General features: G+C 60.1%; 16 protein-coding genes. 11 read left to right on the forward strand and 5 right to left on the reverse strand.

What is annotated here, in order from left to right; translation table 11 throughout:
• The first annotated feature begins 8 nt into the window (after positions 1–8).
• Positions 9–1,268 (forward strand): hypothetical protein, encoded by a 1,260-nt coding sequence (locus DFR51_RS14580; RefSeq protein ID WP_160119300.1) that lies wholly within the window; start codon positions 9–11, stop codon positions 1,266–1,268.
• Here the strand turns inward: DFR51_RS14580 and DFR51_RS14585 are convergent.
• Positions 1,265–1,957, reverse strand: a complete 693-nt coding sequence (locus tag DFR51_RS14585; protein ID WP_121052421.1) for a helix-turn-helix domain-containing protein — start codon at positions 1,955–1,957, stop codon at positions 1,265–1,267. The two genes, DFR51_RS14580 and DFR51_RS14585, sit on opposite strands and share 4 nt — an antisense overlap.
• A gap of 211 nt (positions 1,958–2,168) precedes the next feature.
• On the opposite strand from DFR51_RS14585, the gene DFR51_RS14590 reads away from it, so the two are divergent.
• The 9 genes from DFR51_RS14590 (at position 2,169) to DFR51_RS14630 (ending at position 15,240) form a co-directional block, all read left to right on the forward strand.
• Entirely contained in the window at positions 2,169–4,925 is a 2,757-nt protein-coding gene (locus tag DFR51_RS14590) for a nitrate/nitrite transporter (RefSeq protein ID WP_121052422.1), read from the forward strand.
• A complete protein-coding gene (locus DFR51_RS14595) occupies positions 4,922–8,659 on the forward strand; it encodes a nitrate reductase subunit alpha (protein ID WP_121052424.1) in 3,738 nt (1,245 codons plus the stop codon). Before DFR51_RS14590 ends, DFR51_RS14595 begins: the two co-directional genes overlap by 4 nt.
• Positions 8,656–10,182 carry a nitrate reductase subunit beta gene (gene narH / locus DFR51_RS14600; protein ID WP_121052426.1) on the forward strand — a complete coding sequence of 509 codons (1,527 nt, stop codon included), beginning with the start codon at positions 8,656–8,658 and terminating at the stop codon, positions 10,180–10,182. Before DFR51_RS14595 ends, narH begins: the two co-directional genes overlap by 4 nt.
• A complete protein-coding gene (narJ, locus tag DFR51_RS14605; protein WP_121052428.1) occupies positions 10,182–10,886 on the forward strand; it encodes a nitrate reductase molybdenum cofactor assembly chaperone in 705 nt (234 codons plus the stop codon). Before narH ends, narJ begins: the two co-directional genes overlap by 1 nt.
• Before the next feature lie 3 nt (positions 10,887–10,889).
• Entirely contained in the window at positions 10,890–11,591 is a 702-nt protein-coding gene (narI, locus tag DFR51_RS14610) for a respiratory nitrate reductase subunit gamma (RefSeq protein WP_121052430.1), read from the forward strand.
• On the forward strand, positions 11,584–12,396 hold the full coding sequence (locus tag DFR51_RS14615; RefSeq protein WP_121052432.1) for a peptidylprolyl isomerase: 813 nt from the start codon (positions 11,584–11,586) through the stop codon (positions 12,394–12,396). Before narI ends, DFR51_RS14615 begins: the two co-directional genes overlap by 8 nt.
• Positions 12,393–13,421 carry a GTP 3',8-cyclase MoaA gene (gene moaA / locus DFR51_RS14620; RefSeq protein ID WP_243445474.1) on the forward strand — a complete coding sequence of 343 codons (1,029 nt, stop codon included), beginning with the start codon at positions 12,393–12,395 and terminating at the stop codon, positions 13,419–13,421. Before DFR51_RS14615 ends, moaA begins: the two co-directional genes overlap by 4 nt.
• Before the next feature lie 71 nt (positions 13,422–13,492).
• Positions 13,493–14,029 (forward strand): molybdenum cofactor biosynthesis protein B, encoded by a 537-nt coding sequence (gene moaB / locus DFR51_RS14625; RefSeq protein ID WP_121052434.1) that lies wholly within the window; start codon positions 13,493–13,495, stop codon positions 14,027–14,029.
• Positions 14,026–15,240, forward strand: a complete 1,215-nt coding sequence (locus DFR51_RS14630) for a molybdopterin molybdotransferase MoeA (protein ID WP_243445475.1) — start codon at positions 14,026–14,028, stop codon at positions 15,238–15,240. The genes moaB and DFR51_RS14630 overlap by 4 nt, the downstream gene beginning before the upstream one ends.
• 29 nt (positions 15,241–15,269) lie before the next feature.
• Here DFR51_RS14630 and ubiM read toward each other — a convergent pair whose 3' ends face one another.
• From ubiM to DFR51_RS14650, 4 genes are read right to left on the reverse strand one after another with little or no spacing between them, the layout of a single operon-like run.
• Entirely contained in the window at positions 15,270–16,427 is a 1,158-nt protein-coding gene (gene ubiM / locus DFR51_RS14635) for a 5-demethoxyubiquinol-8 5-hydroxylase UbiM (RefSeq protein WP_121052436.1), read from the reverse strand.
• A gap of 31 nt (positions 16,428–16,458) precedes the next feature.
• A complete protein-coding gene (locus DFR51_RS14640) occupies positions 16,459–17,151 on the reverse strand; it encodes an anaerobic ribonucleoside-triphosphate reductase activating protein (RefSeq protein ID WP_197723657.1) in 693 nt (230 codons plus the stop codon).
• A gap of 43 nt (positions 17,152–17,194) precedes the next feature.
• Positions 17,195–19,228, reverse strand: coding sequence for a ribonucleoside triphosphate reductase (locus DFR51_RS14645; protein ID WP_121052440.1), 2,034 nt, complete (start codon positions 19,226–19,228; stop codon positions 17,195–17,197).
• Between the two features lie 59 nt (positions 19,229–19,287).
• Positions 19,288–19,512: a hypothetical protein gene (locus DFR51_RS14650; protein ID WP_121052442.1), complete on the reverse strand. Its 225-nt coding sequence runs from the start codon at positions 19,510–19,512 to the stop codon at positions 19,288–19,290.
• A 154-nt stretch (positions 19,513–19,666) separates the two neighbouring features.
• Here DFR51_RS14650 and DFR51_RS14655 point away from each other — a divergent pair, with 154 nt between their 5' ends.
• Complete coding sequence (locus DFR51_RS14655) at positions 19,667–20,830, forward strand: Fic family protein (RefSeq protein ID WP_121052444.1); 1,164 nt, start codon at positions 19,667–19,669, stop codon at positions 20,828–20,830.
• The last annotated feature ends 48 nt before the right edge of the window (positions 20,831–20,878 follow it).

Below are 20,878 nucleotides of genomic sequence, written 5' to 3' on the forward strand. Positions count from 1 at the left end.
TGGTGTGCATGTCACACGCCCGCTTCCGCCTGCCCATAGCTCTCTCTGCCTCTGTATTGTTCGCGCTGCTGCCGGCAACCAGCGCTCTCGCACAGGCAGCCGCGACGCCAATCCCCGCCCCGGCCAGGGAGGCATCCGATGCGGTTACGCCCTATCTCAACGCGCGGTACCGACTTGAAACCGTGGATCAGCAAGGCATTGCCAAATCGGCGACGGCATCCACGCTGCGCCTGCGCGCTGGTGCGCGTACCGCTGCCTGGCATGGTCTCAGCGCAGTGATCGAGGGCGATGCGATCTTACGCGTCGGGCCGAAAGATTATAATGATACGGTGAATGGCGGGGTGGCCTTTCCGGTGGTCGCGGATCCATCCGACATATTGCTCAATCAGGCCTATGTCCGCTGGGAGCCCGTGCGTCAGTTGGAGGTGATCGGCGGCCGTCATGCCGTCAATTTCGACAACCAGCGCTGGGTCGGCAGTGTCGACTGGCGGCAGAACGATCAGACGCTCGACGCTGTGCGCATCGGTATCGTGCCTGCCGCCGGGACACGCATCGACTATGCATACAGCTGGCGCGTCAATCGGGTGTTTGGGAAGGATTCCCCGCAGGGCATCTGGCCGGACTCGGATATTCATCTGCTGCGCGGATCAACCACGCTCGCGCCGCTCGGCACGCTGATCGCTTATGGCTATTGGCTGGATATCCCGGCCGCTCCAGCGCTTTCATCACGCACACTGGGCTTGCGCCTGACAGGCGAACAACCGCTGAGCGATGGGCTGCGCATTCACTATGCCGCCGAATACGCCCGGCAGAGCGACCTGAGTATCAATCCGCGCAATTTCGCACACGACTATCTGTTGTTGGAGCCCGGCATCGGCATCGGGCCCGTGACGATACGAGTTGGTTATGAGCGGCTGGAAGGCGATGGGATCACAGCCCTGCAAACGCCGCTTGCGACCCTGCACGCCTTCAACGGTTGGACCGATCGTTTCCTGACGACGCCGCCGAGCGGTCTTCGCGATCTTTATGCCGACGTGCAGTGGCGCATAGGTTCGCTGTTCACAAGCACTCCGGCAACGCTGCGATTTCAACTGCACGATTTCAATGCCACGCACGGCGGTGCCGATTATGGTCGCGAAGTGGGCTCGTGGCTAACCGTGCCTGTCACGCGACAGATCAGTGCCGCGTTCAAACTCTCGCACTATGAGGCGGACGCTTTTGCAACCGACACAACCAAATCCTGGTTCTCGGTCGAGGCCCGCTTCTAAAGATCATCAACCACCGGATCAGGCCGGGCGAGTGCGATCAGCTTCGTACGGTCGATGATCTGTACTGTGGGCCCGCTGATAAGCACGCCGTGCTCTGCCAGCGTTCCACAGGCGCGGGACAGATTCTCAGGTGTCATGCCCAGCAACGAAGCAATCACGCGCTTTTCGGCGGGCAGCTGGAATTGCACGATATCTCCCTGCCGCCGGCTTTCCAGAAACAGGAAATTGGCCAGCCTTTCGAGAGTCTGCCTGAGCTTGATATCCGTCAGCGAGCGCACCAAATTGCGGTAGCGTAACGCAATTTCGGTCATCGCCGCGGCGGCAAGCGCACCGTCCTTGGCGATCGTTGTTCTCAGCAGCGGCGATGGGATCATCAGGATACGCGAAGCCGATAGCGTCCGCGCCGACATCAGATAACGCTGATCGGTGTACGCTGCGGCGAGAATGAAGCTTGAAACGGGGCGCACCAACTGCATCGTGACTTCGCACGATCCGTTGGTCGTGAACAACTCTACCAGCCCGTCCAGGAGCACATGCAGGAAATCGGCACGACCGCCGGTTTCGATGAGCGTAAGCGCAGGTGGAAAGACCTGCAGGAACGAAGCGCGAAAAATTTCCTCGCGCATCCTCTCGTTCATGGCAGCGAACAGAGGCAGAGCTGCGATTTCAGGAATCTCTTCGGTACGCATAAGTTGTCACTAACAGCCGAGATGATGATTATCAAGAGATCGGTTGATATATATCAATCATAAAGTTGATTTATGTAAGATCGAATGCAGCTGGAAATCAAGTTGAGCGAATTCCAGTGTTGCCGGCCTCGCCTTTTTTGATCGGCATCAATAATCTCTTCCCTTGCCTAAGCATGGTTGGTCTCATCATTTTGCTGTGCGGGGTGGAATCATGAATGACGCGACAACAGCGATCCAGCCGACCAAAGGCCTTCAAGCCAAAGCGTTGAGCTTGAGCACTCTTGCGTTCACCACATGCTTCGCGGTTTGGACCATCTTTGCCATCATTGGGATCGAAATCAAAAGCCAGTTGGGCCTCAACGACACCCAGTTCGGTCTGCTGGTGGGCACGCCCATCCTGACCGGATCGCTCGTACGGGTCTTTTTTGGTATTTGGACGGACCAATTCGGCGGTCGGCTGATGTTCCCGATGACGATGTTGGCGTCGGCAGTTTCCACCTGGCTGCTGTCGACCGCCGACAGCTATTTCCTCATGCTGCTCGCCGCGCTGGGGCTTGGGCTTGCGGGTGGGGGGTTCGCTGTCGGCGTTGCCTATGTCTCCAAATGGTTCCCGCCCGAGAAGCAGGGGACAGCACTCGGCATCTTTGGCATGGGCAATGTCGGCGCGGCGGTGACAAAATTCCTTGCGCCCTTCGTGATGGTCGCGATGGGTTGGCAGGCGGTTGCCCAGATTTGGGCGGTCGGCTTGGCGGTTGCGGCGGTGCTGTTTTTCCTCTTTGCGCGCAACGACCCCGCGTTTGAGGCGCGCAAGGCGCGCGGTGAAAAACCGCGCAGTCTGATCGAGCAGCTTGAGCCGCTTCGCCATCAACAGGTCTGGCGCTTCTCACTCTATTATTTCTTCGTGTTCGGCGCCTTTGTCGCACTTGCTCTCTGGTTGCCCAACTATCTGGTCGGGGTCTATGGTGTCGACATCAAGGTGGCGGGTATGCTCGCGGCAACCTTCTCCCTCTCGGCCAGCCTGTTCCGCGCCTATGGCGGGATGCTGTCCGACCGTTATGGTGCGCGCAAGGTGATGTACGCAACCTTCGGCGTGTCGCTTCTTTGCCTGTTCATGCTCGCCTATCCTTCGACTGACTATGTCATTCACGGCATTGACGGCGACATCCGCTTCTCCACCTCGATGGGGTTGGTTCCCTTTGTGATCACGGTGTTTGTGCTTGGCTTCTTCATGTCGCTGGGCAAAGCGGCGGTCTACAAACACATCCCGGTCTATTATCCGGAGCATGTCGGCGCGGTCGGTGGTATGGTTGGCATGGTTGGCGGTCTTGGAGGCTTCATCCTGCCGATCGTATTCGGCGCGGCCAACGACCTCACCAACATCTGGACCAGCTGTTTCATGGTGTTGTTCGCGCTCGTCGGCGTAGCACTTGCCTGGATGCACATGGCGGTACGCCAGATGGAGCAGAGTGCAAGCGGGCTCGATCAGCGCACCCTGCCGCAGTTCCCCGAAATGGCCTCGATCCACGAGGAGGGACGCCATGCCGCCGCCCAACCGGCGAGGGTGATCACGGAATGGCGTCCGGAAGACAAGGATTTTTGGGAAACGACCGGCCAGCACATTGCGCAGCGGAATCTCACAATCTCCATTCCCGCACTGTTGCTCGCCTTCTCGGTCTGGATGGTGTGGTCGATGGTGGTTGCGAAATTGCCGGTGATCGGCTTCAATTATACCACTGATCAGCTGTTCTGGCTCGCCGCGCTGCCGGGGCTGTCGGGTGCGACCTTCCGCATCTTCTACAGCTTCATGGTGCCGATCTTCGGTGGGCGGCTATGGACGACACTGTCGACCGCGTCGCTGCTGATCCCGGCTTTCGGTATTGGCTATGCGGTGCAGAACCCGGATACGCCCTATCTGATCTTCCTCGTGCTGGCACTGCTGTGCGGCTTCGGCGGCGGCAATTTTGCCTCGTCGATGTCGAATATCAGTTTCTTCTTCCCCAAGGCGCAAAAGGGCAACGCGCTGGCGCTCAACGCGGGCCTCGGCAACCTGGGCGTTTCGGTGATGCAGTTCGCGGTGCCTCTGGTTATTACCGCGGGCGTATTTGGTGCCATTGGCGGCGATCCACGTCCGTCGAGCGAGGGCGGACAGCTGTGGTTGCAGAATGCCGGCTTCATCTGGGTGCCATTCATCATCGCCTCCACGCTCCTCGCCTGGTTCGGGATGGATGATATCGCCGATGCCAAAGCGAGCTTCGCCGAACAGGCCGTGATCTTCCAGCGTAAGCATAACTGGCTCATGTGCTGGCTCTACACCGGAACCTTCGGTTCGTTCATCGGCTTTTCCGCAGGCCTGCCTCTACTGGCCAAGCATCAGTTTCCCGATGTCGATGTGCTCAAATTCATCTTCCTCGGCCCGCTGGTCGGGGCGCTGAGCCGCGCAGGCACCGGCTGGGTATCGGACCGCTGGGGCGGCGCACGCGTCACCTTGTGGGTATTCGTGCTGATGATGATCGGCGTGGTCGGTGTGATCTATTTCCTTGAAGCCGCCAATTGGTGGGGCTTCCTCGGCATGTTCATCTTCATGTTCTTCATGACCGGTGTGGGTAATGCTTCGACCTTCCAGATGATCCCCAACATCATGCGCCTCGAGGTGCCGCGGCTTATGCCGCACCTGTCTGCAGCGGAGCAGGTGCGGCAAGCGGAAAAGGAATCGGCAGCGATTGTCGGTTTCACGTCAGCTATCGCGGCCTACGGCGCCTTCTTTATCCCCAAGAGCTTTGGTTCATCCATCGCTGTGACAGGCTCGCCGATGGCGGCACTAATCAGTTTCCTTATCTTCTACGCCAGTTGTGCTGCGCTGACGTGGTTCATCTACACCCGGCGCGGCGGGCTCTTGCACGACATTGAACGCGGTCGTGCGCCTGCCCCCGCCGGTACCCCCACCTTCATCCAGGGAGTTGCCGCATGAGCCAGCTACTCGATCGCCTGACCTTTTTCCGGCAGGCTAAGCAGTCCTTTTCCAACGGTCACGGCATCACCACCAACCAGAACCGCGACTGGGAGGATGGCTATCGGAAACGCTGGCAGCACGACAAGATCGTGCGCTCCACCCACGGCGTGAACTGCACCGGCTCCTGTTCCTGGAAAATCTACGTCAAAGGCGGGATCATTACCTGGGAAACCCAGCAGACCGACTATCCCCGCACGAGGCCCGATCTCCCCAACCATGAACCCCGGGGCTGCCCGCGCGGCGCGAGCTACAGCTGGTATATCTATTCGGCGCAGCGGCTGAAATATCCGATGGTTCGCTCCCGCTTGCTCAAGCTGTGGCGCGAAGCGCGGGTCATCCGCACGCCAGTCGCGGCCTGGGCATCGATCGTCGAGGATCCAATCAAGCGCAAAAGCTATACCGCCATTCGCGGCCACGGCGGCTTCGTGCGCGCGACCTGGGAAGAAGTGAACGAGATCATCGCTTCGGCCAATGCCTATACCGCCAAGACCTATGGGCCGGATCGGGTCATCGGCTTTTCGCCTATCCCGGCCATGTCGATGGTCAGCTATGCCGCCGGATCGCGCTATCTGTCGCTGCTCGGCGGCACCTGCATGAGCTTTTACGACTGGTATTGCGACCTGCCGCCGTCGAGCCCGCAGACCTGGGGAGAGCAGACCGACGTTCCGGAGAGCGCGGATTGGTACAACGCCGGATTCCTGATGATGTGGGGTTCGAATGTTCCGCAGACGCGGACCCCCGATGCCCATTTCATGACCGAGGCTCGCTATCGCGGCGCCAAGGTGGCGGTGGTGTCACCCGACTATGCAGAGGCCACCAAGTTCGCCGACCTGTGGCTGAACCCCAAGCAGGGTACGGACGCCGCGCTCGCCATGGCGATGGGGCATGTTATCCTGCGCGAATTCCACCTCGATCGGCAGGCGGAATATTTCGAGGATTACTGCCGCAAATATTCGGACATGCCGATGCTGGTGAGACTGGTGCCCGGCAAGGGCGGACTGGTGCCCGAACGACTGCTGCGCGCGTCCGACTTCAAGGATGCGCTGGGGGAGACCAACAACCCGGAATGGAAGACCGTCGCCATCGATGCGAAGAGCGGCGAGCCGGTGGTACCGCTAGGCTCGGCTGGCTTCCGTTGGGGTGAGCATGGCAAATGGAATCTGGAGGAGAAGGATGGCAAAGGCGCGGAGACCCAGCTGCGCATGACCGCGATCCTTGGCGGCGACCATGATGTTGTCGTCGATGTCGCCTTCCCCTATTTCGGCAATCGCGAACATGATCATTTCCAGGGCACGGACCATGCTGATGTTCTGAACCGTCGCGTGCCTGTCCGTGAGATTGCGCTCAAGGACGGCAAGGCACTTGTCGCAACGGTGTTTGATCTGTTCTGCGCGAACTACGGACTCGACCGAGGCCTTGGGGGCGGCAACGTCGCGCGGGATTACAGTCTTAACGTGCCCTACACGCCTGCCTGGGCGGAAAAGATCACCGGCGTACCTGCAGATCACATCATCACCGTCGCACGTGAATTTGCAAACAACGCAGAGATCACCAAAGGCAAGTCGATGGTGATCCTGGGGGCCGGTCTCAACCACTGGTATCACATGGACATGAACTATCGCGGCATCATCAACCTGTTGGTGATGTGTGGATGTGTTGGCCAGTCAGGTGGTGGTTGGTCGCACTACGTTGGGCAGGAAAAGCTGCGACCGCAGACCGGCTGGACCGCGCTCGCCTTTGCACTCGACTGGAACCGGCCGCCACGCCACATGAACTCGACCAGCTTTTTCTACGCGCACACCGACCAGTGGCGTTACGAAACGTTGGGTGTCGATGAGATCCTGTCCCCCACTGCACCGGAAGGGGATTGGGACGCCAGCCTGATCGACTACAACGTGCGCGCCGAGCGCATGGGTTGGCTGCCGTCCGCGCCGCAACTCAAGACCAATCCGCTCACCATCGGTAAGGCTGTGAAGGCGTCCGGCAAGGAGGCAGGGCCCTATGTCGCCGCCGCACTGAAGGCGGGCGAAATCGAGCTTTCCTGTTTCGATCCGGACGATCCTGCCAACTGGCCGCGGAACATGTTTGTCTGGCGCTCCAATTTGCTGGGGTCGTCGGGCAAGGGCCACGAATATTTCCTCAAGCATCTGCTCGGAACCGCACACGGCGTGCAGGGCAAGGATCTCGGCGAAACTGGTGCGCAGAAGCCGAAGGACGTGAAGTGGCACGAGGATGCGCCGAAGGGAAAACTCGACCTCCTCGTGACCCTTGATTTCCGCATGTCGACCACCTGCGTTTATTCGGACATCGTCCTGCCGACTGCGAGCTGGTATGAAAAGGACGACCTCAACACGTCCGATATGCACCCGTTCATTCACCCGCTGTCGGCGGCGGTCGATCCCGTGTGGGAATCGCGCAGCGACTGGGACATCTACAAGGGTATCGCGAAAACATTCTCCGAAGTCGCGCCCGAGGTTCTGGGTATCGAGCATGATGTGGTGCTGACCCCCATCCAGCACGACAGCCCGAACGAGATCGCTCAACCTTTCGACGTTGCCGACTGGGGCAAGGGCGAGACGGAACCGATCCCAGGCCGGACGATGGCGACCGTGGCGCTGATCGAACGGGATTATCCGAACCTTTACAAGCGTTTCACGGCGCTGGGGCCACTGATGGAAAAGCTCGGCAACGGCGGTAAGGGGATCGGCTGGAACACCGATCACGAGATCGAGAATCTCCGCCGACTCAACGGCCCGGTGCTTGAAGACGGCGTGACGAAAGGACGACCGCAGATCGAAAGCGCCATCGACGCGGCCGAGGTGATCTTGATGCTGGCGCCTGAAACCAACGGCGAGGTCGCAGTCAAGGCCTGGGCGGCGCTGTCAAGGAACACCGGCCGTGACCACACGCACCTGGCGCTACCCAAGGAAGACGAGAAGATTCGCTTCCGCGACATTCAGGCACAGCCGAGGAAGATCATTTCCTCCCCGACATGGTCGGGTATTGAAAGCGAACACGTCTGCTATAACGCGGGCTACACCAACGTCCACGAGCTGATCCCGTGGCGCACGCTGACCGGGCGGCAACAACTCTATCAGGATCACAAGTGGATGCGCGCCTTTGGCGAAGGGTTTTGCGTCTATCGACCGCCAATCGACACGAAGGCGGTAAAGCCGATGCTCGATGAGGCCAAAGACGCGCCGCACGTCATCCTCAACTTCATCACACCGCACCAGAAATGGGGCATCCATTCGACCTACACCGACAATCTGCTGATGCTCACGCTGTCCCGCGGTGGGCCGATCGTGTGGATGAGCGAGATCGACGCCGCCAAGGCGGGTCTCGTCGACAACGACTGGGTTGAGGCTTTCAATAGCAACGGCGCGCTGGTTGCACGTGTAGTCGTGTCGCAGCGGATGAAGGAAGGCACATTGTTCATGTACCACGCGCAAGAAAAGGTCGTGAATGTCCCCGGTTCGCCGCTTACCGGTCAGCGGGGCGGTATCCACAACAGCGTTACCCGCGCGGTGCTGAAACCGACGCACATGATCGGCGGCTATGTCCAGCTCGCCTACGGCTTCAACTACTATGGGACGGTCGGGTCAAACCGCGACGAATATGTGATCGTCCGCAAACTGCAAAAGGTCGATTGGCTCGAGGGAGCCCTCGCCGATGGGGAGGCCGCAGCATGAAGATCCGCGCCCAGATCGGAAAGGTGCTCAATCTCGACAAGTGCATCGGCTGCCACACCTGTTCCGTCACCTGCAAGAACGTGTGGACCAGCCGCGAAGGCATGGAATATGCGTGGTTCAACAACGTCGAAACCAAACCCGGCATCGGCTATCCCAAGGACTGGGAAAACCAGAAGCGCTGGAACGGCGGCTGGGTTCGCGATGCTGGTGGGTCGATCCGTCCGCGTATGGGCGGTAAGTGGCGGTTGCTCGCAAAGATCTTTGCCAATCCAGATCTGCCCGAGATCGACGATTATTACGAGCCCTTCACCTTCGATTATGCCCATCTGCAAAAGACGGGCGAGAGCAAGGCTTTCCCCACGGCGCGGCCACGCAGCCTGGTGTCAGGCGAACGAATGGAAAAGATCAACTGGGGTCCCAACTGGGAAGAAATCCTGGGCGGTGAATTTTCCAAGCGCTCCGAGGATTACAACTTCGAAGGCGTGCAGAAGGAAATATACGGCCAGTTCGAAAATACCTTCATGATGTACCTGCCTCGGCTGTGCGAACATTGCCTCAACCCGACCTGTGTCGCGGCCTGTCCTTCGGGCGCCATCTACAAGCGTGAGGAAGATGGTATCGTCCTCATCGACCAGGAAGCCTGCCGCGGTTGGCGGATGTGCGTCTCCGGCTGCCCGTACAAGAAAATCTACTACAACTGGAAAACCGGAAAATCGGAGAAGTGCATCTTCTGCTATCCGCGCATCGAAGCCGGGCAGCCGACCGTGTGTTCGGAAACCTGCGTCGGACGCATCCGCTATCTGGGGGTCATGCTCTATGACGCGGATCGGATCGAGGAGGCGGCAAGCGTCGCCGAGGTGGAAGATCTCTATCAGGCGCAGCTGGACATCTTCCTTGATCCCCATGATCCCAAGGTGATCGAACAGGCCCGCAAGGATGGAGTTCCAGAGGCTTGGTTGGAAGCAGCCCGCCATTCGCCCGTCTACAAGATGGCGATGGAATGGAAGGTCGCCTTCCCGCTGCACCCTGAATATCGCACGCTGCCGATGGTGTGGTATGTGCCACCCCTGTCGCCCATCAATGCGGCAGCGAGCGCGGGTCAGATTTCGGTCAACAACGGAATGCCTGACATCCGCAGTTTGCGCATTCCGCTCAAGTATCTCGCGAACCTGCTGACGGCGGGTGACGAGAAGCCGGTGGCGCTCTGCCTCGAGCGCATGCTCGCGATGCGCGGCTACATGCGTTCGAAATCGATCGAGGGCGTGCAGAATGACGCCATAGCGGAAGCGGTAGGCCTGACGGCGAAGCAGATCGAGGAAATGTACAAGGTCATGGCGCTGGCGGACTATGAAGACCGGTTCGTCATCCCGACCGGACACCGCGAGGATGCCGAGGACATGTTCGATGAGCGCGGTTCTTGCGGCTTTTCCTTCGGCAACGGCTGTTCGAGCGGCACCACCAGTAGCAACATATTCGGCGCGCCGGCACGCAAGAAGCTGCAAACGCCGACGGAGGTGTTCTGATGCACAATCTGCACCTTTTCTCGCTCCTGCTCAGCTATCCGACGCCCGACCTCCAGGCGGTATGCAGCGAAATCCGCGAACGACTAGCGGCGGATCCGGCATTGCCGCGCGATACAGTGAGGCGGCTGCACCCGTTGCTGACCCGCCTTGCCGCCAGTGACATCTATGCCGCGCAGGAAGCCTATGTCGAGCTGTTCGACCGGGGGCGGTCACACAGCCTTCACCTGTTCGAGCACGTCCATGGCGAGAGCCGTGACCGCGGCCAGGCGATGGTCGATCTGCGCCAACGCTATCTCGATGCAGGGCTTGAACCGGCGGGCAATGAATTGCCCGATTATCTACCCTTGTTCCTTGACTATTGCTCTACATTGTCCGAAGCGGCCGCACGCGAAACCCTCGCCGAGCCCGGCGTTGTTCTTGTCGCGCTCGCTGCGCGGCTGGCCGAGCGCGGCTCGGATTATGCCCCGCTGCTGGCGCTGCTCTGCGAGATCGCGGAGGTCGAGCAGGACGAGGAGGCGCAAAAGGCAATCTCCCCGGTAGACGATCCCGATGATCTGGAGACGCTCGATGCACAATGGGCAGAGGAAGAGATCCGTTTCACTGCAGACGCGGCGCCCGATCCAGCGGCGTCCTGTCCGCAGGTGAGCGCTATTCTGGATCGTATGTACGATCCGGCCCCGGCCACAAAACGCCCGAGGAACTGAGCCATGGAAGCTTTCGTCCATCATCTTCTGTTCGGTATTTATCCCTATATCGCACTCGGCGTGCTCGCCATTGGGTCGATCATCCGCTTCGACCGCGAGCCCTACAGTTGGCGCTCCGGCTCCAGCCAACTGTTGCGGCGCAAGCAGTTGATGTGGGGGTCGGTACTCTTCCACATCGGGGTTCTATTCGTCTTTTTCGGCCACCTTGTCGGCTTGTTGACCCCGATTGCGCTGTTCGACGCGCTGGACATCAGCCATGGCGCGAAACAGCTTCTGGCCATCATCGCTGGTGGCATTGCAGGTGTGATGGCAATCATCGGCGCCACCCTGCTCATCCATCGCCGTTTCTTCGATTCCCGTGTACGTGCGGCCTCCAATTTCAGCGACAATATGATTATCCTGATCCTGTGGGTGCAGCTGGCGCTGGGACTCGCAACCATTCCGTTGTCGGCCGGGCATCTCGATGGGCATGAAATGGTCAAGTTCATGAACTGGGCCCAGGGTATTTTCACCTTTCGCAGTGACGCCGCCAGCTATATCGCTGACGTCCACATTATCTTCAAACTACACCTGTTCCTCGGCCTCACCATTTTGCTGATCTTCCCGTTCACGCGTCTGGTCCACATGCTGTCGGCACCGGTGCGTTACCTCTGGCGGGGCGGCTACCAGATCGTCCGTTCGCGGCGGAGGCTCAGCCATGGTTGAGCTTGTCGAGCGTGCGGTCGTTCGGGTCGGCGGTGTAGAGATTCCCGCCGGCGCGATTGCCGCCGAAGTGCAGAATCATCCCGCCCCCGACGCTGATACCGCCTGGCAGGCCGCTGCCGAAGCCTTGGTGATTCGTCAGTTGCTGCTGACCGAGGCGGACCGGCAAGGCATCATCGCGCAGGAAAGTCGCGATACCGAAGGACGGCTGCTTATCGAGGAAGATGCCCGCATCGACGCCCTGCTGACTTCGGCAGTCAAGGTGCCCAGCGCCACGACCAAAGAGGCACGACGCTTCTACGAGCGGCACCGTACCCGCTTTGCCAGCGAAACGCTGATCGAGGCAGAGCACATCCTGATCGCGGCGAACCCGTCAGACCGGCTCGCCTACAGTCTGGCGGTCGGTGACGTGCGGACGCTGATCCGCAAGATCCAGGCCGACCCATCGCGGTTCGCGGATTTGGCTCGCGAACATTCAGCCTGCCCGTCAAAAGCGCAGGGCGGCAACCTCGGACAGATCGGGCGCGGCCAGACAGTCGCAGCGTTTGAGGCTGCACTGTTTGCGCTTGCCGAAGGCGAGCTCTGCGTTGAGCCTGTACGCTCTCCTTATGGTGTGCATGTCGTGCGTGCGGGACGCCGGATCGATGGACAACCTCTGCCGTTCGAGGTCGTGGAACCCACCATCCGCGACTACCTGGAAGAAGCGAGTGCGCGCCGCGCGACAGCGCAATATCTCGCCATCCTGGCGAGTGAAACGCCTGTCGAAGGCGTGACGCTGCCCATCGCCGAAGGGCCGCTGGTCCAGTGATCATCGCGCGCAATCCGGATCAGATCTTCGTGGGAATGGACGAGAACCGGGGCCTGACCGATGCCATCGGACGCCAATTCGAATATCTGCGTCTGTCGCTGACCGATGTGTGCAATTTCCGCTGCACCTATTGCCTGCCCGAAGGCTACCGCAAGGTGCACGGAAGATCACACCCCCTGTCCATCGCTGAAACGATCCGTGCGGTGCGAGCCTTTGCGCGGCTTGGTTTGTGGAAGGTGCGCTTGACCGGTGGTGAGCCGACACTACGCAGCGATTTCACACAGATCGCGCGCGCTATCGCTGCGGTGCCGGGAATTCGTCAACTGGCGATGACAACTAACGGCTATCGCCTTGCGGAGTACGCGCGGGCGTGGCGGGACGCCGGGATCAGCACGATCAATATCAGCGTCGACTCGCTCGATCCTGCGCGTTTCGCGGCGATCACCGGGCACGATCGGCTGGCGGAGGTCTTGCGCGGAGTGTCGGCGGCGCAGGCGGCCGGGTTCGACAGTGTCAAACTCAACGCCGTTCTGATGCGCGGTGTCAATGACGACGAACTGGTGGCCATGATTGATTTCGTGGCAGCGCACGATCTGTCGCTCCGTTTCATCGAGGTAATGCGGACCAACGACAATGTCGCCTTTTTCGGGAAGCGCCATCTTGCTGGGACGGCCGTGGTCGATCAGCTCAAGGCAGCAGGCTGGCAGCGGCTGCCGCGTCTCCCCGGCGCCGGGCCGGCGGTCGAATATGCACATCCGGCAGCCAAGGGGCGCATCGGCATCATTGCGCCGTATTCGCCGGATTTCTGCGCGAGCTGCAATCGGCTGCGACTATCCTCCGAAGGAAAACTGCACCTCTGCCTGTTTGGCGACGGCGGCATCGACCTACGTCCGCTGCTGCAGGGGGATGACGAGAATGCGCTGGTCGCGCAGATCGTGAAGCTAACCGCTACCAAGGCACCCGCACACCGTTTGCATATGGGCGACAGCGGTGCGACCCCGCATCTCGCTTCGATCGGAGGTTAGCATGATAGCGACCGTCAGTTCGAACCCATCACAGCGGGCTGGGAGACACTTCCGATCGGGTGAGAAAACTCATGCCCGGAATTGACGAGAGGTTGACCTTCCACCCGCTAAACATCGCAGTGCTGACCGTGTCTGATACGCGCAATCCGGATACCGATACGTCTGGCGCACTTTTGGCCGAGCGGTTGACCGCAGCCGGGCATTTGCTCGCTGCAAGAGCAATTGTCACAGACGATGTCGAACCGATCCGCACACAGATGCGCGCGTGGATTGCCGACCCCAGTGTGGACATCATCCTCAGCACGGGCGGCACCGGATTTACACCGCGCGACGTAACGCCAGAAGCCGTGATACCGCTGCTGCGGCGAATGATGGATGGGTTCAGCGTGGTGTTCCACCAGGCAAGCATGGGCACAATCGGCATCTCGACCCTGCAATCGCGCGCCTTTGCCGGGCAGGCAGAAGATACGTTTGTCTTCTGCCTGCCAGGATCGACCGGTGCCTGCCGCGATGCGTGGGATCTGGTGCTGGGCCTTGAATTCGACAGCCGCTATCGCCCCTGCTCGATTGCCGGGCAGGTTCCACGTCTGCGGGGTTTATGTGCATGAGCGGGCCATCGCACGCGGGCGACGACGTGATCGGATTCGAAGCGGCAATCGCTCTTATCGGAAGCGCAGTCGGTCCGCTGGGGACAGTAACTGTGCCGCTGGCGGAGGCTGAAGGGCGCGTCCTTGCCGAACCGCTACACGCCCGCAGCAATGTTCCGCGCCGGGCGGTCGCCGCGATGGATGGCTATGCAGTGGTCGATGCAGGGACGCAGGTCGGAGAAGCGCTGCGGGTGATTGGGGAAAGTTGCGCCGGGGCAGGGTTTGGCGGACGGATCGCACCCGGCGAAGCGGTGCGAATCTTCACTGGCGCTCCCATGCCGGAAGGGTCCGACCGCTGCATCATGCAGGAGTATGCGACACGACAAGGCGATGTGGTGCGCTTCAACCGCGGATATGGCCCTGCTTGGCATGTGCGGGCCTCGGGCAGCGATTTTGCTGCTGGTGCTTTGCTGCTTGATGCCGGGACACGGCTGACCCCGCGGGCAATGGTCGCGGCAGCCGCAGCGGACGTGGCGGACCTTCTCGTCGCTGCGCGTCCACGCGTCGCGATCATCGGTACTGGGGATGAACTCGCCGCGCCTGGTCAGTCCTATCAACGCGAGGATGCCATCCCGGAAAGCGTGACCTTTGGTGTTGCAGCCATGGTGCAACAGGCAGGTGCCGCCACAGTCTACCGCGCAACCGGCATGGACCAGCTCCCGGCCCTCGAGGCATTGGCGGCGGCGGCACTCGATGCGGCGGACCTTGTGATCGTTACCGGCGGCGCTTCGGTCGGCGAGCGTGATTTTGCGAGGCCGATGTTCGCTGCGCACGGGCTGGAACTGCTGTTTGCCAAAGTCGCGATCAAGCCCGGAAAGCCCGTCTGGCTGGGCCGTGCACAAGGAAAATGGGTGCTCGGCCTGCCAGGCAATCCCACCTCGGCCATGGTCACCGCGCGGCTGTTTCTGTTGCCGCTTCTGGCACGATTGCAAGGGCGGAGGGTCGACGATGAGCTGCGCTGGCGCACCCTGCCGCTTGCTGCTCCACTTGGCGCGGCGGGCTCTCGCGAATCCTTTGTCCGAGCGCATTGGGATGACGCCGGGCTCACTGCGCTCGGCAATCAGGACAGCGGAGCACAAGGCGCGCTCGCCGCCGCCGACTGGTTGATCCGCTGTCCGGCGGGCCAGCCGGCGCTTGGCTGCGGCGCTATGGTCAGCGCTCTGCCGTTTTAGGATGCGTGGGCTTCTGCAGGCACTCTCATTCAAGCCGCCTGCATCAGGAGGCGGGAGATCATGCGCCGTGCCGGAGTAACGCGCGCCGCTCCGAGGCCCATGTGCCGCGCGATGCGGCCCGTCGTTCGCTCATCGGTGTACAGCCCGACAATGGCATTGGTTGCAGCATAGAGCGGCCAGGTCGCGACACGATGTCCGATTTCATAGCGCCGCAAGAGAGACGCCTCTCCCAAATCACCCGCCTGACGGAGGAGGCCCGCCAAGCGTGCGGTGCCCGATAGCCCAAGATTGAACCCATGCGCCGTAACCGGATGCATCCCCACCGCCGCATCACCAACCAGCGTCGCACGCGCGGCGGCGAACCGCCCTGCATAGCTGATTGTCAGTGGATAGCGGTGCAGCGGCGTCAGCATTTCCATTGTCCCAAAACGCCGACGAAAGCGCCGCGTAAGCTCTGCGCCGAGCGCGCGAGGATCCATGTCGGCCAATGCTGCCGCCTGTCCATCGGGCAATGTAACGACAGCGGAAGCAATGCGCGGACCAAGCGGTAATAATGCCAACGTCTGCCCATGGTCGAACCATTCGGTGGCAATCCCGCAGTGGTCTCTGTCTAGTCCAACGCGTCCGACCAGCATCGATTTGCCCAAACGATACATCCGCGCCGCAATTCCCAGCTGGCTGCGGAGAGCGGAAAAGCGGGAGTCCGCGGCAACCACCAACGGGCCCGACAGGCACTGCCCGTTGCCAAGCGTGATCCGGCCTTCCGTTGGCGTTGTGATCACTTGACCAACGCTGACGCCGGTCATCAATTTTATGTTCGCGCGCGCGGCGGCGCAGTCGAAAAGCGCCCGGCGGATGTCGCAGTTCGATACCATCGAACCAAGCTGGTCACCTTTGTTCGCATCCGGCGTGAACGCCAGCGCGAGCGGTGACTGACCATTGTAGACCTTGGTCCGGGTCAGCGGATGCACGGCATCAGCGGCCAGTCTCTCCCATGCACCGAGGCGGCGTAAGATTGCCGTCGATTTGTGTGTCAGGGCGATCTCGCGGCCGTCGAAAACGGGCTCGGCAAGCGATCTTTCCTCGCTTTTCTCTATCAGAACAACATCGATGCCTGCCATCGCAAGATCATTCGCCAGCGCTAGCCCGGTGGGACCGGCCCCGCAAATCAGAACGGAATTCAGCATCGAACTGCTTCCTTGTATTCCATACCAGGGATTAGCGAAACGACATCGCAATCGGACTTGATGTGGCAAGACGCACCATATCGAATGGCCGCCCGGCGTGCGCCAGGTTACCGAGCGTAGGCCGATCAGGGCCTGCAATCGCCTGCTGCACGGTGTAATTGCCACGGTAACCACGGGCGGCCAGATCCCCCGCCATGTCGAGCACATCTTGATCTTCGAGAAGCGCGTGATGCACCGTGGTGCGCACTTCGAACGGCACGGACTGTTGTGCGCACAACAGGTCGAGCGTTAAGGAAAATTTCCGGTAGGCGCACGTGCCGGTCACCGCCCGGAACCTTCCCGGTGGCGCCTTGTAATCGAGCGCGATGCGATCGATGAGACGGGCAGCGAGCAGCCGGGCGACCACATCGGGCCGCAATCCATTGGTATCGAGCTTTACGGCAAAGCCCATCGCTTTCACTTGCGCCGTGAAGGCGATGAGACCAGGCCACGCTGTCGCCTCCCCACCCGAAAGCACGACCCCATCCAGCAGTCCTGTGCGACGGCGCAGAAAATTCAGAACATCCGCTTCCGACAAAACTCCTTTGCCCAGCACGATCTGCGGATTGTGACAATAGCCGCAGCGCATGTTGCACCCCGCTACCCACAGGATGCAGGCGATGCTGTCTGGGAAATCCAGCATCGTAAAAGGAGTGATGGCGTGAAACGGGCGGGTACGCGCCACTCGTCTGGCGGCGCTCCCCCTCTCTGGCTCGCGCCCCGACATTTTAGTGCGTGGGGGCGAACAGGTTGGCCACCATCGCCGCATCTTCGGTAAAATGGCGGCGCTGGCGATGTTCGCCAACCTTGCCCTTGTTGAAGCTATCGACCGGGCGGAAGTAGCCCATTACCCGCGTCCACACCTTGGTCCGCGTGCCGCATTGCGGGCATTCTGGTTGCTCACCGGCCAGATAGCCATGCGTATCACAGACTGAGAACACGGGAGTCAGCGTGACATAGGGCAAGCGATAGTTGGTCAACACCGTCTTCAAAAAGCTGCGCGCTGCAGCCGCACTCGACAGCCTCTCGCTCATGTAGAGATGCAGCACCGTGCCGCCCGTATATTTGCATTGCAGATCATTCTGCAAGTCCAGCGCCTCGAACGGATCTTCGGTGTGATCAACCGGGATCTGCGAGCTGTTCGTGTAATAGATATTCTCGCCGCTCCCCGCTTGCAGGATATCGGGAAAACGCCTTCTGTCCTCCTTGGCGAAGCGATAAGTGGTTCCTTCGGCCGGCGTTGCCTCGAGATTATAGAGATTACCGGTACTCTCCTGATAGCTGATCAGCCGGGCACGCATATGATCCAGGATGCCGAGCGCCAGTTCGATGCCCTGCCGTTCGGTCAGGTCATGATCGTCGCCCGTGAAATTGCGCACCATCTCGTTCATGCCATTGACCCCGATGGTGGAGAAATGGTTGCGCAGGAACGGCAGGTAGCGCGCGGTATAGGGATAGAGGCCACGATCATACATTTTTTGCACGAATGCCCGCTTCTTTTCGAGCGTCGAACTGGCGATATCCATCAGTCGATCGAGCTCGGTCATCAAACCTGCCAGATCATCTTTGAACCGATAGCCCAAAGCTGCCATGTTGATGGTGACAACGCCGAGTGAGCCGGTCATCTCCGCCGAGCCGAACAGGCCGTTGCCGCGCTTCAGCAATTCACGCAGATCGAGTTGCAGCCGACAACACATCGAACGCACCGCGCCGGGGGCATAGGCTTCCGGATTGGGCCGGCGTTCGCCAGTCTCCGGATCCCGCACATACTGGCTACCGATGAAATTCTGGAAATAGGAGGAACCGACCTTGGCCGCATTGTCAAAAATGACCGTGGCTACCCCGCTCTCCCAGTTGAAATCCTCTGTGATGTTGACTGTAGGAATGGGGAAGGTGAAGGGCTGACCGGTGGAATCCCCTTCGGTCATCACCTCATAATAAGCGATGTTGATCTGTTCCATTTCCGGTGCGAAATGCGAAAATCTCATGTCTTCGAGGCAGCGAATGCCCATGTCGCGCGCCCGTGCGCGCGCAAGCAGAGCCTCATCGTTCAGTCCTGCGAACAGGTGCCGGTCGCGATAAGTCGGGTAAAGAATGCGCAGGTCCTCGGGTACGGTGATGTCGAGCGTGATATTGGTGAAGGGGGATTGCCCCCAGCGCGCGGGCACATTGAGATTGTAGACAAACTGGCGAATGGCCTTCTTGATCTCCGGAAAACCCAGAGAGTCGAGAAACACATAGGGCGCAAGGTAGGTGTCAAAACTGGAAAAGGCCTGTGCTCCTGCCCATTCGGATTGGAGAATGCCAAGAAAGTTGCTCATCTGACCCAGCGCTTCCCGGAAATGACGCGGAGGGCGAGAGGACACCCGGCCGGCCACGCCGTTGAAACCGTCATTTAGCAGCCCACGCAGCGACCAGCCCGCGCAATAGCCGGTCAGGCAGTCGAGATCGTGGATATGAAGATCCCCCTGCCGATGGGCCAATCCCTCCTCGGGCGCGTAGATCGTATCGAGCCAAAAGTTGGCGATTACCTTACCCGCGACATTGCTGATCAGGCCGGCCTGGGAATAGCCTACATTGGCATTCGCCTTGATCCGCCAGTCGGCGCCGGAGATGTATTCATCGACGGCGTCCGAACAATTGATGTTCCGTCGGCCTGCAAGCTGAACGATCGGAGCGGAGTTCTGTGGCGATGCCTCGGAAGCCGCGATCAATCCTGACACATGCTCAGTGACGTCTGCTACACGCATCACCTTCTCCATAATCAACATTTAGTATGCAATTTGACTATGTGCGCTATATGCGGAAATCAGGATTTGATTTATATCAATTCAGTTCTGGTGGACGCCTCGATTAGGAGAGCGATGATGCGCTCAAGCTCGAAGCGATGCGCAGGGTGGCACAGCTTGGACTTGAAGATATCATTTTCGGCCGCTTCCAGGACGTGCAACCCGGCGCCGTTGATGCTGCGGTCGAAAGACTTGGCGTCGAAGCCGGAAAGCGACTTATCAAGACCGCTTGAGGCACAGACTGAGACGAACGGCAAGCAGCCTGATCCCGATCGTCATCACTACGATCGGACGGTCGCCTTTGAGCGCTAATTAAGGCGTCTTATTTAAGAAATCGCCAATTAAAGCGAACCCCGCTTTGTTTAAATAAGCGTTTGCAGCCAAAAGATAACGGATGTAGACACCACCATCATGCAAGATCGGCTCGGACGCTATATCGAAACGCCCGCGGGCGGCGAGACCGTTCGCGCTTTTGTGCCGCCGCCGCTTCCACCTTCGCCGCCAATCGACCTGTTGCGTCTACTGGAACGATTGAGTCTTGCTGAACGTGCCATTGGCCGGCTCGACGGTATTACGACTCTCCTGCCCCGACAGGAGCTGTTCCTCTACATGTATGTACGAAAGGAAGCTGTCCTTTCATCCCAGATCGAGGGCACGCAATCCACGCTCACCGACCTGCTTAGATTTGAGAGCGAAGCGCAAGTCGGCGAGCCGGTCGATGACATTCGCGAAGTCTCGAACTACGTCGACGCGCTGATGTACGGACTTGAGCGGCTGGACAGCCTTCCGCTCTCGCTTCGCCTCGTTCGAGAAATGCATTCTCGATTGCTACAGAGCGGGCGGGGGGGAACCAAGAATCCAGGCACGTTCAGGCGATCGCAAAACTGGATCGGAGGTTCCCGGCCAGGAAACGCTCTTTTCGTGCCCCCGCCGATCAGTGAACTCGATCGGTGTCTCGACGAATTCGAACGGTTCCTCCACGAGGACGAATCCCGCCTACCTGCTCTGATCAAGGCGGGTCTCCTCCATGTTCAGTTCGAGACCATCCATCCTTTTTTGGACGGAAACGGCCGCATCGGCCGTCTGCTCGTGACGCTTTACCTCTGTACGCAGGACGTATTGAGGTCACCGCTCCTCTACCTCAGCCTTTACCTCAAAACCCATCGGACCGAATATTATCGGCTCCTGCAGGCCGTCCGTGAGCGCGGCGACTGGGAAGCATGGCTGGAGTTCTTTCTGGACGGTGTTTCGGAAACAGCCAATCAGGCATTCGATGCCGCAACCCGGATCGTCGATCTGTTCAAGCAGGACCGGGACCGCATTGCAGCTGAAAGCGATAGACCTGGATCGGCACTTCGGGTCCACGAATGCCTTCAGCAGCATCCATTCGCCACGGCTGCCGGCCTCGTTGCACAAACAGGCCTCACCACCCCCACCATCAATGCCGTGCTCGTCGAACTGGAACGCCTCGGCATCGTCGCCGAAGTGACCGGCCGTAAGCGCGGCCGTGTTTTCGGATACCCGACCTATCTCGGCATTCTCAGCGAAGGCACAGACCCATTGCCCGCAGAATAGCCCGCAATACATCCTTATCCGGTGTCGTTTGTACCCGGCGCTACCCGG

Source organism: Sphingosinicella microcystinivorans, from assembly GCF_003634215.1.
GTDB classification, from domain to species: domain Bacteria; phylum Pseudomonadota; class Alphaproteobacteria; order Sphingomonadales; family Sphingomonadaceae; genus Sphingosinicella; species Sphingosinicella microcystinivorans.

Bases quoted from the DNA above. Each gene is read 5' to 3' on its own strand.
- DFR51_RS14585 (WP_121052421.1), bottom strand. From the start codon at position 1,957: ATGCGTACCGAAGAGATTCCTGAAATCGCAGCTCTGCCTCTGTTCGCT.
- DFR51_RS14630 (WP_243445475.1), top strand. From the start codon at position 14,026: ATGAGCGGGCCATCGCACGCGGGCGACGACGTGATCGGATTCGAAGCG.
- narJ (WP_121052428.1), top strand. From the start codon at position 10,182: ATGCACAATCTGCACCTTTTCTCGCTCCTGCTCAGCTATCCGACGCCC.
- narH (WP_121052426.1), top strand. From the start codon at position 8,656: ATGAAGATCCGCGCCCAGATCGGAAAGGTGCTCAATCTCGACAAGTGC.
- DFR51_RS14615 (WP_121052432.1), top strand. From the start codon at position 11,584: ATGGTTGAGCTTGTCGAGCGTGCGGTCGTTCGGGTCGGCGGTGTAGAG.
- moaB (WP_121052434.1), top strand. From the start codon at position 13,493: ATGCCCGGAATTGACGAGAGGTTGACCTTCCACCCGCTAAACATCGCA.
- DFR51_RS14655 (WP_121052444.1), top strand. From the start codon at position 19,667: ATGCAAGATCGGCTCGGACGCTATATCGAAACGCCCGCGGGCGGCGAG.
- DFR51_RS14595 (WP_121052424.1), top strand. From the start codon at position 4,922: ATGAGCCAGCTACTCGATCGCCTGACCTTTTTCCGGCAGGCTAAGCAG.
- DFR51_RS14590 (WP_121052422.1), top strand. From the start codon at position 2,169: ATGAATGACGCGACAACAGCGATCCAGCCGACCAAAGGCCTTCAAGCC.
- DFR51_RS14580 (WP_160119300.1), top strand. From the start codon at position 9: ATGTCACACGCCCGCTTCCGCCTGCCCATAGCTCTCTCTGCCTCTGTA.
- ubiM (WP_121052436.1), bottom strand. From the start codon at position 16,427: ATGCTGAATTCCGTTCTGATTTGCGGGGCCGGTCCCACCGGGCTAGCG.
- DFR51_RS14645 (WP_121052440.1), bottom strand. From the start codon at position 19,228: ATGGAGAAGGTGATGCGTGTAGCAGACGTCACTGAGCATGTGTCAGGA.
- narI (WP_121052430.1), top strand. From the start codon at position 10,890: ATGGAAGCTTTCGTCCATCATCTTCTGTTCGGTATTTATCCCTATATC.